This is a genomic window from Sporosarcina aquimarina, assembly GCF_033253705.1.
GTDB classification, from domain to species: domain Bacteria; phylum Bacillota; class Bacilli; order Bacillales_A; family Planococcaceae; genus Sporosarcina; species Sporosarcina aquimarina.
This window is the reverse complement of the sequence record NZ_JAUBDH010000002.1, coordinates 172,842-187,557: the sequence shown is the minus strand read 5'-3', so window position 1 is coordinate 187,557 and position 14,716 is coordinate 172,842. Positions and strand designations below refer to the sequence as shown.

At 39.4% G+C, this 14,716-nt stretch carries 15 protein-coding genes and 1 riboswitch; of the genes, 14 read left to right on the top strand and 1 reads right to left on the bottom strand.

The genetic code is table 11. From position 1 onward, the window contains the following. Positions 1-169 precede the first annotated feature (169 nt). The 5 genes from QT716_RS03540 to QT716_RS03520 all read left to right on the top strand — a co-directional run bounded on the left by QT716_RS03540 (position 170) and on the right by QT716_RS03520 (position 5,441). Complete coding sequence (locus QT716_RS03540) at positions 170-889, top strand: response regulator transcription factor (RefSeq protein WP_317934507.1); 720 nt, start codon at positions 170-172, stop codon at positions 887-889. Next, a complete protein-coding gene (locus QT716_RS03535; protein WP_317934505.1) occupies positions 886-2,652 on the top strand; it encodes an ATP-binding protein in 1,767 nt (588 codons plus the stop codon). Before QT716_RS03540 ends, QT716_RS03535 begins: the two co-directional genes overlap by 4 nt. 70 nt (positions 2,653-2,722) lie before the next feature. Beyond that, positions 2,723-3,268: a sigma-70 family RNA polymerase sigma factor gene (locus QT716_RS03530; protein ID WP_317934503.1), complete on the top strand. Its 546-nt coding sequence runs from the start codon at positions 2,723-2,725 to the stop codon at positions 3,266-3,268. Beyond that, positions 3,252-4,457, top strand: a complete 1,206-nt coding sequence (locus QT716_RS03525) for a hypothetical protein (RefSeq protein WP_317934502.1) — start codon at positions 3,252-3,254, stop codon at positions 4,455-4,457. Before QT716_RS03530 ends, QT716_RS03525 begins: the two co-directional genes overlap by 17 nt. A 72-nt stretch (positions 4,458-4,529) precedes the next feature. Beyond that, positions 4,530-4,662, top strand: a riboswitch (FMN riboswitch). A gap of 197 nt (positions 4,663-4,859) precedes the next feature. Next, positions 4,860-5,441 (top strand): ECF transporter S component, encoded by a 582-nt coding sequence (locus QT716_RS03520; RefSeq protein ID WP_317934501.1) that lies wholly within the window; start codon positions 4,860-4,862, stop codon positions 5,439-5,441. A gap of 38 nt (positions 5,442-5,479) precedes the next feature. On the opposite strand, the gene QT716_RS03515 is transcribed toward QT716_RS03520, so the two are convergent. Next, positions 5,480-5,737: a ferredoxin gene (locus QT716_RS03515; RefSeq protein ID WP_317934500.1), complete on the bottom strand. Its 258-nt coding sequence runs from the start codon at positions 5,735-5,737 to the stop codon at positions 5,480-5,482. Between the two features lie 107 nt (positions 5,738-5,844). Here QT716_RS03515 and QT716_RS03510 point away from each other — a divergent pair, with 107 nt between their 5' ends. The 9 genes from QT716_RS03510 (at position 5,845) to QT716_RS03470 (ending at position 14,685) form a co-directional block, all read left to right on the top strand. After that, positions 5,845-6,891, top strand: a complete 1,047-nt coding sequence (locus QT716_RS03510; protein ID WP_317934499.1) for a helix-turn-helix domain-containing protein — start codon at positions 5,845-5,847, stop codon at positions 6,889-6,891. Beyond that, positions 6,891-8,336 (top strand): RecQ family ATP-dependent DNA helicase, encoded by a 1,446-nt coding sequence (locus QT716_RS03505; protein ID WP_317934498.1) that lies wholly within the window; start codon positions 6,891-6,893, stop codon positions 8,334-8,336. The genes QT716_RS03510 and QT716_RS03505 overlap by 1 nt, the downstream gene beginning before the upstream one ends. Positions 8,337-8,406: 70 nt before the next feature. Then, a complete protein-coding gene (locus tag QT716_RS03500) occupies positions 8,407-9,153 on the top strand; it encodes a LysM peptidoglycan-binding domain-containing protein (protein ID WP_317934497.1) in 747 nt (248 codons plus the stop codon). Between the two features lie 61 nt (positions 9,154-9,214). Continuing rightward, positions 9,215-10,021, top strand: a complete 807-nt coding sequence (locus QT716_RS03495; protein WP_317934496.1) for a metallophosphoesterase — start codon at positions 9,215-9,217, stop codon at positions 10,019-10,021. Further along, entirely contained in the window at positions 10,014-11,000 is a 987-nt protein-coding gene (locus QT716_RS03490) for a YpdA family putative bacillithiol disulfide reductase (protein WP_317934495.1), read from the top strand. The genes QT716_RS03495 and QT716_RS03490 overlap by 8 nt, the downstream gene beginning before the upstream one ends. Positions 11,001-11,047: 47 nt before the next feature. Next, a complete protein-coding gene (gene prsW, locus QT716_RS03485; protein WP_317934494.1) occupies positions 11,048-11,698 on the top strand; it encodes a glutamic-type intramembrane protease PrsW in 651 nt (216 codons plus the stop codon). Positions 11,699-11,831: 133 nt separating this feature from the next. Further along, positions 11,832-12,620, top strand: a complete 789-nt coding sequence (gene sleB / locus QT716_RS03480) for a spore cortex-lytic enzyme (RefSeq protein ID WP_317934492.1) — start codon at positions 11,832-11,834, stop codon at positions 12,618-12,620. A gap of 58 nt (positions 12,621-12,678) precedes the next feature. Continuing rightward, entirely contained in the window at positions 12,679-13,965 is a 1,287-nt protein-coding gene (locus tag QT716_RS03475; RefSeq protein WP_317934491.1) for a PepSY1/2 domain-containing protein, read from the top strand. A gap of 69 nt (positions 13,966-14,034) precedes the next feature. After that, the gene (locus QT716_RS03470; protein WP_317934490.1) at positions 14,035-14,685 is read left to right on the top strand and encodes a flagellar brake protein; all 651 of its coding nucleotides are present in this window, start codon (positions 14,035-14,037) and stop codon (positions 14,683-14,685) included. The last annotated feature ends 31 nt before the right edge of the window (positions 14,686-14,716 follow it).

Sequence of the window (14,716 nt, the reverse complement as noted above, 5' to 3'; positions counted from 1 at the left end):
AAAACGGTATTTATAGATTGGACGAAGGTTGTAAATCTGATTTTTACCCTTAAGAAAAAGGAGTAGTCGTGTCACTTGCAGCTAATGTAGGTTTAGAAGGTATACTTGTTTCTTTTTTAGCAATTGACAAGTACAATGAAAGAAGTAGTTTTGAAAGGGGCAATTGTCAATGGATGAAAATGTAAAATTGCTCGTCGTAGACGACGAAGACCGGATTAGACGGCTTCTAACCATGTATCTTTCTAGAGAAGGCTATGAAATGGATGAAGCAGAAGATGGCCAAGAAGCACTTCAAAAGATATCTGAGAACCATTATGACTGTATTTTACTTGATGTCATGATGCCTGAAAAAGATGGAATGGAAGTATTGCACGAGTTAAGAATAGCTGAAAACCAAACACCTATTATTTTACTAACTGCAAAAGGCGAGGAGTCCGATAGGGTCATTGGCTTTGAAACAGGTGCCGATGATTATATTGTTAAGCCATTTAGCCCGCGTGAGGTCGTACTTCGTGTGAAAGCTCTGTTGCGTCGTACAGGTTCATTTAGCGGAGCGCAACCAGCAGCATCATCAAAAGATTTAGTCGTGTTTCCACAACTCACCATTGATCACGATGCGCATCGTGTCACTGCTGAAGGTAAGGAAGTCAGTCTGACTCCTAAAGAGTACGAGCTTTTGTATTTCCTAGCAAAGGCACCGGACAAGGTGTTTGACCGCGAGCAACTATTGAAAGAAGTATGGCACTATGAATTCTTTGGAGATCTACGGACAGTAGATACGCATGTAAAGCGTCTGAGAGAAAAGTTGAACAGAGTTTCTGAACGTGCAGCTAAAATGATTGTCACTGTTTGGGGTGTTGGCTACAAATTTGAGGTGCCAACAGAATGAATCGAATATGGAATTCAATCGTCGGGAAGCTATGGGCAACCATATTGCTTCTCGTTTCATTTGTCCTGTTTATTGTCACAGCACTGCTTTTAGAGTTCTTTGACAACTTCCATACACGTCAAGCGGAAGAAACCCTTGCACGAGAGGCAAAAACAATTGGCAGTATCATTACAGATCACGAAAATGAATCTGCAATGCAGCTTGTTGTCAATGATATTTTGAATGAAGGAACGAGCGGGATTGTAATTGGAAGGGATGGAGAAGTTGATTATTCCTTCCATACAAGTTCAACAAATTTACGTAAACTGAAAGACAAAATCGTGAGTGAAGATTTGTTGGGTAAAGATAATAAAGACGGAAATGCTTCAAAACAAATGATTCTGCCATCTATGTCAGAGCCTGATGTCTCTGAAAGGTATCTTGTTTCAGCAGCTCCATTGCCAGAGGAAGAAGGTAGTTTTGTTGTACTTTATCAAAGTTTTGAGGCGATTCACGATACAACAAAATGGACCACCCATATAGTGTTGCTTTCAGCGTTCATCGCATTCATATTAACAACTTTTTTCGCATTCTTCTTATCCACTCGGATTACCCGTCCGTTGCGCCAAATGAAAGAAGCTGCTTTTGAATTATCTAAAGGAAACTTTGACGCCCGAATTCCAGTTAAACAGAATGACGAAATTGGACAGCTTTCAACAGCGTTTAACCAAATGGGAAGACAGTTAAAATACAACGTGGAACTAATGAAGCAAGAGAAAGAACAGTTATCCAGTATTTTGACTTCGATGACAGATGCTGTAATCACCTTTAACCGTGACAATACAATTTTGCTTAGTAATCCACAAGCTGAAAAAGTTCTGCAAAAATGGTCATTCATCAACCAAAATTCAGATGACCTTCTCCCACCGGAAATTAGTCATATGTTAGAACATGCGGTCATGTTTGAGGAAGAAGTTGACGCTGAGTTAGAGCTGGGAAGACGGTTCTTTGTAGTTAAAATCAGCCCGTTGTATAGCAAAAATAGTATTCGCGGAGCTGTTGCTGTATTACGTGATATGACAGAACAGCATCAGCTGGACAAATTACGTTCTGATTTCATCGCGAATGTTTCTCACGAATTACGTACACCTATATCGATGCTCCAAGGATACAGTGAAGCCATATTAGATGGTGTTCCAGAAACAGTAGAAGACAATCATGAGATGGTTAAAATCATTCATGATGAATCTCAAAGAATGGGAAGACTTGTGACGGATTTATTGGATCTTGCAAGAATGGAATCCGGACACATGCGCTTATATAAATCTGAAATAGCTGTTGCGCAGTTTTTAAAACGTATGCAAAACAAATTCACCCAAGTGGCTAAGGATTCCAATGTTGAACTTGAAGTGGATCCTAATGGCTTTGAATCGCTCAAATTTAATGCGGATGAAGACCGGATTGAACAAGTATTTACGAATTTAATTGATAATGCTATACGTCATACACCGGACGGCGGTAAAGTGAAGTTGTTAATTGACAAGTATCCAAAGTCCATAGCGATATCAGTTATTGATACAGGCAGCGGAATACCTGAAAAAGATTTACCGTTTGTGTTTGAGCGTTTTTACAAAGCGGACAAAGCACGGACTCGGGGGAAAAGCGGAACCGGATTGGGTCTTGCTATCGCGAAAAATATTATGGAATCACACGGTGGAGCAATTAGTGCTAAGAGGGGCGATTCTGAAGGGACTATCTTTACAACGGTTTTTCCTCTTGACTGAAGATTGGACCAAGTAAGTTTGTAACCTTCACGACATTTATCCGTCAACTCATGTGAACGAGGTGAATTTTTTGGAAGACTCCATATTTCATCATCTGTATGAAAAGTATCACCAGGATGTTTTTAATTTTTTAATCTATTTAACAAAAAACCGTCAAATTGCTGAAGACTTATCCCATGAGGTCTATATAAAAGCGATTCGGGCTTATTCTTCTTTTGAAGGACGAAGTTCCGAGAAGACTTGGCTATTTGCGATAGCGAAAAATGTCTCTATAGATTATTTCCGCAAAACGACGGTTCGAAGTAAATATGATGCATCGTTTTTCGACTGGGATAGAGAACAATTGAAAGCGACTGAAGCATCTCCAGAACAAAAAACTTTAAATAAAAATGAAATGCAAACAATTATAGAGTTGTTGGATCATTGCACATTGGATCAGCAGCATGTAATTATTATGAGGTTTTTCAATGATCTCTCGATTGCAGATACAGCGGAGATTCTTGGGTGGTCTGATGGGAAGGTTAAAACGACTCAACACCGCGCTTTAAAAAACTTACGTTCTAAAATAGAAGTGGCTGATATGGAAAGGAGGGAGCCGAGTGGACCAAAAAGATAACAATGACAAGCTCGAAGAATTATTGAGGTCTATGCCGAAACAAGCAGATTATCGTTCTAAAGAAGAAATATTGGAACGCTTAAAGCAGGATGATCGCAATTTTGAACGGCGTGTTCAAAGTAGGAAGAAAAAAATTCGTTGGATTCCTGGGATCGTGGCAGCTGCTGCACTACTGCTGCTTGCGATACTTATACCTTCTTTGATGAATTCGGGCTCTCCTGGATATCAGTCAGCTGAACAAGCGGAGTCAGAGACTACGTCTCAAGATAAGGCTCAGACTGCTGAAGATCGAAGCGCTGACAATGAGCTGTCTAAAGCACCAGCCTCAGAATCTGCTCGCTTTATGAAGGATACTCCACAATACGCCGCTTACCCTATAGACGTACAAGACAGCAAGGTTTTACATTTAGGACTCCAAGATGCACAAGCAGTAAGTATTCCCATTTCAATCATGCTGACAAAAGATCAATTAGATGAGAAAGGATTAACTGAGTCGTCTACGGACCTTGAGTTATATAATGCGTTCTCCGAAGAAATTGATGAATCAGCATTGGGTTTTGAACAGTTACATCCTCTCGATGCAACGTTTGAAGAACAAGGGGATGAACTTAAAGTCTACCTAAACGTATCCCATAAATATGATCAATCATCGGCTACGCAAGAAGTGTTCTTTCACTCACTTTTTCAAACCTTTCCGATGTATAAGACAATTGCAATTTTAGACACTTCAGGTAAACCTGCTGTATTTGACCAAATAGGAACTCTAGAAACGCTTCATATAGATGGCTATGAAACGCAAACACCCTACTATATCTACAAACAGGAAAGTGGGAAAGAATTTCTTTCACCAAACTTCATGCAACCAGCAGATTCGTTCAAAAGTGCCCTAAGTGAGATGAAGAAAAAACCGAATGACCTTTTCGAACCAATCATACCAAAGGGACTGGAGTTTACGGTTTCTTCAACGGATGATGTTGCAACTGTTGAATTCAAAAACAAATTGAATTTGGATTCAATGGACATGAAGGAAACAAGCCAATTAATAGATGGTCTCGCTTTGACTGCGGCCAGCTTTGGCATACAGGTGCAACTAACAAACATCGAACCGCTGGATTGGAATGGTTTGGACTTTAGAGAACACTTACCAGTCCCAATTGGCGCAAACCCGATGCCATTAATCGTGCAATAAGAAACAGTCTGTAAACATACAAGTTTACAGACTGTTTCTTTTTCGGTATACTGATGATGTAATAAAATATTGATTCATCTTCGGGGCAGGGTGTAATTCCCGACCGGCGGAAATGAAAGTGAATTCTTTCTAGCCCGCGAGCTTAACAGCTGATTCCAGTGAGATTCTGGAGCCGACAGTATAGTCTGGATGGGAGAAGGTGAAGGCGAAGCCGTCTTTTTGTCTGTTTGACAACGGCTTATTTAAGTGTGAGTTTTCAAAAATAGAGAATTCGCATCTTATTTGACCACGTCTTAAACTCCCTTTAGCGTTAGTTGCTGGAGGGGTTTTTATGGAGACAGACGAAAGATTAGGCAGATCCTTTCCTCTTTGTGAAGTGAATCGCAAAAGGAGAGAACTAGTATGACAAGCAAGAAATTAAGGGTAATGATTTTAGTCGCTATCCTAGGAAGCATTTCCACTGTTTTAATGCAGTTTAACTTCCCGTTACCTGCATTGCCGGGGTTTTTAAAGATTGATTTTAGTGAAATCCCTGGGGTTTTGGCAGTAATGACACTCGGACCGGTTGCCGGAATTCTTGTTGAATTGCTGAAAAATGTGCTGTACTGGTTTTTATCAGGAAGCCCGACAGGTGTACCTGTAGGGGAAATTGCTAACTTTGTTACGGGCGTGCTATTCATAATGCCGATCTACTTTATATTTAACAAATTCCGAAATTCCCGCGGTTTAACAGTTGGTCTTATTTCAGGAACTGTTTCAATGGCAGTAGGTATGAGTTTATTGAATTATTTGGTCTTCCTGCCAGCGTACACATTTTTCTTGAATGCACCTCCTGTAACAGGTGATGGTCTCTATACAATGATCGTCCTTGGTATTTTGCCGTTCAACCTCATTAAAGGCGTCATTTTAATGGCGATAACATTATTACTATTTAAGAGTATGCAGAACTGGATTTCTCAACAGCATAGAAAATTATCAATGTAATAAAAAACAGGATTCCCGCATTGCGGGAATCCTGTTTTTTAGTCTTCATATTTTAGTGGATCGCCATCGAATGGATCGTCTGCAATTTTAATGGAGTCTGTTGGGCATCCGTCAAATGCATCTTCGAGGTCTTCCATCAGTTCTTCTGGAACTTCGGTATTTCCCGTGTTATCATCTAGGATAACAAATGCAATTCCTTCATCATCGTAATCGTAAATATCAGGTGCTGCAGCTCCGCAAGCTCCGCAAGCGATACACGTGTCCTGATCTACAATTGTATACTTTCGAGTAGACATGATCGTTCTCTCCTCTTTTCTTCGCACTAGCAACTAGGTACTTCATCCATTCTAAAACGGTTTTCTACAGTTTTCAACCTTTAACCACTAGAAAGTAGGGATTCTTCTTGAAATTGAGTTCAATAATTTTAAAGATTGTAGAAAAGATGGATGGTCAACGGTCGTTGAATGCAAGTTTACATGTTTTGAGAGGAAAGCGTTCAGGTCAAACGATTCAAGATGTGGATTACTTTTCCATTAAACCATTCTTCTCGTTATTACCTAAATTACAGGAATCCACATTTTTAGAAGCAGTAAATGAATTGAATTCTCACGAATTGATAATTGAAAAACAAGGAATAATATATTTAACACAAAAAGGCCGCCTAGCATCTGCCCAATTACCGGAATTCCGTTTTGATGGATGGAATTATAGAGGGCAAATTGAAACGTTCAACTTGCGATTACTTTTACTTGTCCAAACTTTATCTCAAGTCAGGTTATCAAAGAATTCGTTTCTTCCGATTACGAACGATCGAAATGTCCAGCAATTCATAAAGGAATTGTTAAGAAATCTGCCTGCAACTCGTCAAAAAACTGCTGCTTTGTTAGCAGCAGAATTGCAATCTTGTATTAAGCAGAGTGAGATGTCTGAATTACAAGCAACGGTGATCAGTCATCGGTTAACAGGGGCAGAAGCGTCAGGTTGGACTTGGGAACAGCTCGAAGAAGCATTAGAAGAGTCACGTAATAGTTTGCAACTTGAACTGCTGGAAGGACTTCATCGGATAATTGCACTATCTGAGACAACAGACTATGCAAGAAAACTGCCAATCTTACATAAGCTAGCTGAAGGTATTCGAATCGAAACACCTTTAACAGAATCGACTGTTATCACGAAAAAGTTATTCGATCAAGGCTTGTCAATTGATGAAATTGCGGTTGTCCGCAAATTAAGAAGCAGCACGATTGAAGACCATATTACTGAAATCGCTACAAATGACAAAGACTTCCCTATTTTACAGTTTGTAGAACTTATCGATTTGGAAGCCGTCCAAGATGAAGTAAATAGGAATGAAGTGAAACGACTCCGTTTATTGAAAGAGAAATTTCCTCATTTATCATACTTTCAACTTCGACTTATTTTAAGTACAGCTAAAGGAGAACGTGTGTAATGGATTTAAGCTATGAACTTAAAAAACGTTTTGGATATGACCAATTCCGTCCCGGTCAAGAAGAAGTTGTCCAATCGATATTACAACAAGAAAATACCCTTGCAATATTACCTACCGGAATGGGCAAGTCCTTGTGCTATCAGTTACCAGGTGAGATGCTCAGTGGCCTGGTAGTAATCATCTCTCCACTCGTATCCTTAATGGAGGACCAAGTGGCAAGTCTTCGTAAGCGAGGAGAAAAAAGAGTTGCAGCCATCAACTCTTTTTTACCTCAAGAACAGAGGAAGCAATTATTTAAGGATATTCATACGATTAAATTCCTTTTCATTTCTCCGGAAATGCTTAATCGTCCTGACATAGGGAGGTTTTTAACGAATCTTTCTATTTCAATTCTTGTCGTAGATGAGGCACATTGTATCTCTCAATGGGGATTTGACTTTCGGCCGGATTATCTGCGGCTTGGTGAGTTCACTCGACTTGCGGGGAATCCTCCAGTATTAGCTTTAACTGCAACTGCAGACCAGCAAGTAGAAAGAGATATTATTCAATATTTGCAAATGACAGAGGCGAATGTAATTCGTCAATCTGTAGACCGTCCGAACCTGAAATATTTTGTTGAGCGATTAAATTCAGAAAGAGATAAAACGGAATGGTTAAAAAATCGGCTGACTGCTACGTCTGGCCCTGGTATAATTTATGTTTCCTCCCGCAAACGTGCTGAGGAGCTTACTCGGATTCTTCAACAAGATGGCCATCAAATCGCCTCCTATCATGCGGGAAAAGAAGCAGGGGACCGTCATATTATTCAGCAGCAATTTTTGTCAGGAGAATTATCATGGATTTGTGCAACAAATGCTTTCGGAATGGGAGTTCATAAAGAAAATATTCGTCAAGTCATTCATGATCAGCTGCCTGCATCCGCTGCTGCGTATGTTCAAGAAGCAGGTAGAGCAGGAAGAGACGGGAACCGTTCTAGTGCTGTGTTGCTATATGTTGAAGAAGATGAGCAGAAGGTTCGTTTTATCGTTCAGAATGATCTCCCTGAAGAGTCAGAGGTACACCATTTTGTTGCAATGAGGAAATCTGGTCACACTATAGAAGTTTCAGCAGAGTTAGCAGGTATCTCAGAAACTAGCGCAAGACTTATTCAGTATTATAGCGAAACACTTACAATTGAGGACGTTCTTAAAACCTTTACAAAATTAAAGTACGATAAGGAAGAAAAGTTGAGGGAAATGATTTCATATGTCTCCGAGAATACTTGTTTGCGTGAAAAACTTCTTTTTTACTTTGATGAGCATATTTCGGACAGGTATGATGTATGTTGTTCAGTATGCGGCATTAGAAGTGAAGATTGGTTATTGAACAAAAGTAATGTGAAAAATAATAGAACATTATTGAATTGGGAAGAGCGAATTGAGCTTTTGCTTTGCCCTCATTCCTGATTGCCGTTTACATTTACGACAATATTCGTCATAATGAGAAGACAGCAATAGGGGATAGGAGAATGCCGCTATGACAAAAAGTGACTATAACTCAGAGCTTGAAGAAAATAGAAAAGAAATCGAACTAGAAGAAAATAATAGTGATGGTCTACCTTCGCGTGTTAAATTACGCCAAAATAAGAAAACTGATCCCAAACGAGAAAAGAAAGAATCCAAAAAAGGTCTCACACTCATTAACATCATACTCGTACTTTTTACACTAATCCCAATCGGAATATTTGTGTATGTTCTTTCAGATTTGTATAATCCTAAAGAGGATGGAACCGTAAGTGTCGAGAAAGCTGGAGTGACAATTGAAGTAGGTTCTGGCCAAACTCCGAATTCATCAACAGGGATTGCTGGGGATTCTGATGAAGAAAAAGACGATACAAAGGCAGAGGATGACAAAAATAATCAGGATTCCAAAGAAGACGTAAAGACTGAAGCCCAAAAGTCAGAAGCGAAACCAGAAGCGAAACCAGATTCAAAACCTGAAGTAAAACCGGAAGTGAAGCCAGATCCAAAACCGGAAGTGAAGCCAGATCCGAAGCCAGAAGTGAAACCAGAGCCAAAACCTGAGGTAAAGCCAGATCCAAAACCGGAAACGAAACCAGAGGAAAAACCGGCTGCGAAGAAGCATACAGTAGGTCCTAACGAGACTTTGTATCGGATTTCAGTAAACTATTACGGTTCCGGTGCTGGGGTCGATAAAATTAAAGCTGCTAATGGTTTATCGTCAAATTCCATTAGTGTGGGCCAGACATTAGTTATCCCATAATTACAAATTACGAAAAGGCAAAGTCAGCAAACTTTGTCTTTTTCTTATGGCAGGTGAATTTATGAAAGTACTATGGATTGGACTATACACGTTATTAGCTTTTTCATGTGCATTATTCATGAGTATGTTTTGCAGCGCACATAGGAATTCTGTAAAACTGCTTCGAATGCAAACTAACTCGAACCATTTAAGTAATGCTGAATTAACTGTCTTTTTTATTAGTGATATTCATCGTAGAAAAGTGTCTTCAAAACTTCTGAAAAAGGTTAAAGAGCAAAATAAGTTTATCGATTTAGTAATTATCGGTGGCGACCTAGCGGAAAAAGGTGTGCCTTCTTCACGAGTTAGGTCGAATGTCCGTCAGCTCGCATCACTAGGACCTGTATATTATATATGGGGAAATAATGACAGAGAAATAGGAGAAACAACAATTCGTGACCTCATTTCAGAAGTGAATGGGGAAATTCTTGCTAACAAAAGTACGCTTATACCCAAACATCCTGATTGGATATTAAGTGGCGCGGATGACCCATCTAGCGGCAATACTAACTTACAAAAAGCCTTGTCGTATGATGGTGAGTATACGTATCATTTACTTGCAGTCCATAGTCCATCACTTTTTGACAAAGCAGCAAAGATTGCGGACCCTGATTTTATGGTAGCTGGACATACGCATGGCGGCCAAATTAGATTGGGCCCGTTTGGAATGCAGCCGAGGGGGACGTTCGTAGAAAAAGGTGGGCGTGGAAGGCTGATAAGTAATGGTTTTGGAACATCGCTTATTCCTTTAAGATTAGGCGCACCCCCTGAAACTCATCTCATTACGATTAATTACGAAAAAAAGAAAGGAAAAGGAAAACATGATTAAAACCGATGCCATAATAATAGGCGCAGGTCCGTGCGGATTATCTGCGGCCATCGAACTCCAAAGAATAGGTCTGGATGTCATCCTAATTGAAAAAGGTAATATCGTAAATTCAATTCACCGATACCCTACACACCAAACCTTTTTTAGTTCAAGTATGAAATTATCAATTGGAAATATCCCGTTTATTACTTCTAAAGATAAACCACAGCGTAATGACGCGTTAGTTTACTATCGGACTGTTGCGGAATTAGAACAACTTATGATCCATAGTGATGAAATTGTTCAATCTGTTACAAAGTCCGGAGATGCTTTCTGTTTAGAATCCAATAAAAATACCTATGAAGCAAAATATGTTGTCGCGGCTACAGGCTATTATGATCAACCGAATCCTTTGGAAGTGAATGGCGCTGACCTTTCACACGTCCATCATTATTTTAAGGAAGCTCATCCCTATTTTCGTAAGAATGTGTTAGTGATAGGAGGGAAAAATTCTGCAGTAGATGCGGCGCTTGAACTTGAGAGAGCTGGAGCGAACGTAACTGTCGTCTACCGTGGTGCCTCTTATTCACCGAGTGTTAAACCTTGGATATTGCCAGGTTTTGAGAGTTTGGTTAATAATGGCAAAATCAGGATGTTGTTCGAAGCAGAAGTAAATGAAATAACGGAAGAATCAGTACAAATTCAAACGAAAACAGGTGTAGAAATCGTCAAAGCTGATGCCGTGTTCGCCATGATAGGCTACCACCCTGATTATGTGTTCCTTAAAAGTATGGGGATTGAACTGGATACTGAAAGCAGGTGTCCTTCCTATAATCCGGATACAATGGAAACTTCCGTAAGAAATCTATATATTGCGGGTGTGATTGCAGCAGGCGACAATGCCAATTCGATATTTATAGAAAATGGAAGACATCATGGTGAGGCAATTGCTCAATCTATTCTCGAGAAAATGAATTCTCAAGTTTGTTCAAATAAGTAATTTTTTCTATCTTTGTGATATAATCACCCTGATTGGGGGTGCGAAACTTGATAATTTTGTTCACTGTAGCGATTGCTCCATCACTCGCTCTATTCAGCTACCTGTATTTGAGGAAAGAAATTTCAAGTGAACCTTCGCGCGCTCTATTTCAAGCGTTTGTGTATGGAGCAGTGATGACATTTCCGATATTATTCATTCAACACGTCTTCCAGGAAGAACACGTGTTAACAAATGAATTTCTTCATAATACAGTGTTCACAGGGGCACTGGAAGAGTTTTTTAAATGGCTGATTCTATTAGTATTCGTCTATAAAAACTTTGAATTTCACGATGCCTATGATGGCATACTTTTTGGTGCTAGTGTATCTTTAGGATTTGCTACTGTAGAAAACATTCTTTTTTTATTTACATTTGGATTGGATACTGCTTTCATAAGAGCCTTATTGCCGGTTTCAAGTCATGCATTGTTTGGTGTGGTGATGGGCTATTATTTTGGCAGATCAAAGTTTGCAGTCGGTGATAAAAAGAAATGGTATTTACTAATGGCCCTTGTTTTTCCATTTATTTTACACGTCACTTATAACGCGATTTTAGAAATTCATGATCTCTGGCTTTACTTGATGATTCCATTTATGCTTTTCTTATGGTGGTTTGGACTTACACGCGTCAAGTACGCACATGTATTTGCTATGCGATAATTACAAAAGGAAATTCGATGAAAACCATTCTCTGACGAGGATGGTTTTTTTCTTTGAATTCCAACTATACGTCATAAATTCTGTAATTTAGGACACTCTAGATTATATAAGTAATGTGACTGGAGGAAATCAAATGAACAAATTAAAGAGAGTAGTTTTGATTGCATTTTTAATTTTTGTAGGAGTTCAGTTAACTTTGTCTAATGATGCGCTTGCCTTTACGGACAGAGGACTTTCAAAAGGGACTAAAGGTGACGATGTCATTGAACTACAAGCTAGGCTGCAATATGTAGGTTTCTTTGACGGTAAAATTGATGGAGTGTTTGGTTATCAAACATACTGGGCGTTAAGAGAGTTTCAGGAGAAATACGGAATGCCTGTTGATGGCGTTGCAGGATCCAAAACGAAGAAAAAACTTACTTCTGTATCGTCATATGACAAGAAGTTTGTTATGGATAACATAAGTAAAGGCAGAGAGTTTACACATTACGGGGGGAAGCCACTTTCTTCTCAAGTGAAAGGCGGGTCAACTACCCCGAAGAAAAACACACAAATGCCTCCGAAGTATAGTGAAGATGATTTGAAGTTATTAGCAAATGCTGTATACGGGGAATCCCGTGGTGAACCATACGAAGGACAAGTCGCGGTGGCTGCTGTGATATTAAATAGAATTGAGCATCCTGACTTTCCAAATACAGTAGGAGGAGTTATTTTTCAACCTGGTGCTTTTACTGCTGTATCTGATGGACAGATTTGGCTGACTCCGAACGAACGGGCAAAAGAAGCGGTGATTGACGCGATGAATGGCTGGGATCCGTCTGAAAACGCGATTTACTATTTTAATCCAGTAACCGCAACGAGCAAATGGATATGGTCTCGCCCACAAATCAAAAAAATCGGATTGCATATTTTTTGTAATTGATACAAGTTCGGTCAATGAAAAAATATAACCATTTTAGAAAGCAGGTGCAACGTATAGTATGAAAAAATTATTGTTTCTAACTGTTTTTGCAGTATTCTCTCTAGCTGTATATACGTATTCAGTATCGATGCAAAATAAAGATCTGCAAAATGCATTATCTGTTCAGTATGCAAAGAATATATCGGATGCTTCTTCGAAACTGCAGGAACTAGACATAGCAGTGAAAAAGACTTTGTTGTTTAACCAAGGAGAGGGGGATCTACAGGCCCGTGAGAATATTTGGCGTCTATCTTCAGATATTCAACAGTCTGTTGCCTCCTTGCCTTTGGACCAAGGCTTTTCTACTACGTGGATGAACTATTTAGGAAGGCTTGGCAAATTTGCAAAAGAAGGAGATGAACGAACTGAACCTGCTGAATTCCACAAAGTGATGGACCGGGCTTCTGAAAACATCGAAAACCTTTCGGATCAATGGTCCCTCGCCACTGCTGATATGGCAAGCGGGAATTTGTCTATGAAGGATTGGCAAGAACGATTGGATAGTGAGAAAGCATCGTTTGACTGGAAAGGTTTAAGCGCATCTATTCAGCAGTATACAGAGAGTGATTTCCCTCTCACAGCCAGTGAATCAGATGCTTTAAAGAAAAAACAATTGAAAAATATAAAAGATGCGCCTGTTACAAAGGAAGAAGCATTGAAAAAATTCAAGAAGTTATTTCCTGATGTATCGAAACAAGTAATAGATACAACGGACAGCAAGCCTGGAGCGTCATATCCTTTTTATCATATTCGTTTTGCTGACCAGGATTCTGTCGGTTACATTGATATTACAAAGAAAGGCGGACATATTTTATCGTTCTTAACTGAACGTCCCGCGGGTTCTGGTACGATGGAAATGGAACAAGTCAGAAATAAGGTAGAATTATTTTTGAAAGACTCTGGATATACGGATGTGATATTTGAAGAAGTCAGAGAAAACGATACTGCTTTTCATTTTGTATATACTCGTCTTGAACCTTTGCATAAAGCGAAGGTATTATCAGATACGATTCAGGTCAAGGCTGCAAAACAAGATGGTCGAATTTTAGGGTTAAACGCTGCGGAGTATATTCGCAAAGAAAAACTTGAAGACCAAAAGATGGTCCGCATAGATTGGGAAACATACTTCCATAAAGAAGTCCAAATTAGTGAGCAAGAGTTAGTGTACGTCGAAAACATGCACGGGACCCAACGGCTGGCTTATGCTTTAACTGTTACATTAAATGAGAATGGTCAGGTTGGAACGTATGTTGTCCTTGTTGATACTGAGACAAAAGAAGTGATTCGGACAGAACGCCAACAATAATTTTGTATTTGGAAAATCTCGCCTGTCATGCCATAATATTAGTATGAAATCATGACAGGTGGGAGTTTTATGAAGCTATCCTTAGGAACTTCAATTACAATTGACAAAGACTTTACTGAAGAAGGCGAGAAATTTAGAAGTCGGGTAGTAGATTTAGGAAAAGATTGTGTGATGATTGATTATCCCACCCATTTGGATACTGGAAGAACTGCTTTTTTTATGGATGGAACGCAATTGTTGGTTTCTTTTGTAGATGAGCTTAAAATGGCTTATGTATTTAAAACTGAAGTCGTTGGAAGGCTGAATAAGGGCATTCCTATGCTGCAGCTTATGTATCCTGGAGATGCGGAACTGATTAAAATTCAAAGAAGAGAATTTGTTCGGATTGAATCTCCGTTAGATGTGGCAGTTGAAAAGGATGGCGTGGTACATCAGTTAGTAGCAGAAGATATTAGCGCGGGGGGCATGGCGGTAAACTTGGCAAAATCCGATTTTGAAAGAGATGATATTGTTAAGCTTACAATTGTTCTGCCTTTTGCAAACAATGTTATCAAATATGTAAAAGTTCATGCCAGAGTGGTTAGAGTTTGGGATAAGGATGGTCGGAAAATTGCATCCTTACAATTTGACCAAATTGATCCCGAATCTCGCCAGCAGGTCATCCGGTTATGTTTTGAAAGACAGTTGAAAAAACGGAAAGATAGGGAAAAGTCTTCGTAAAAAAGACTTTTTCCTTTTCGCTATGGTACAA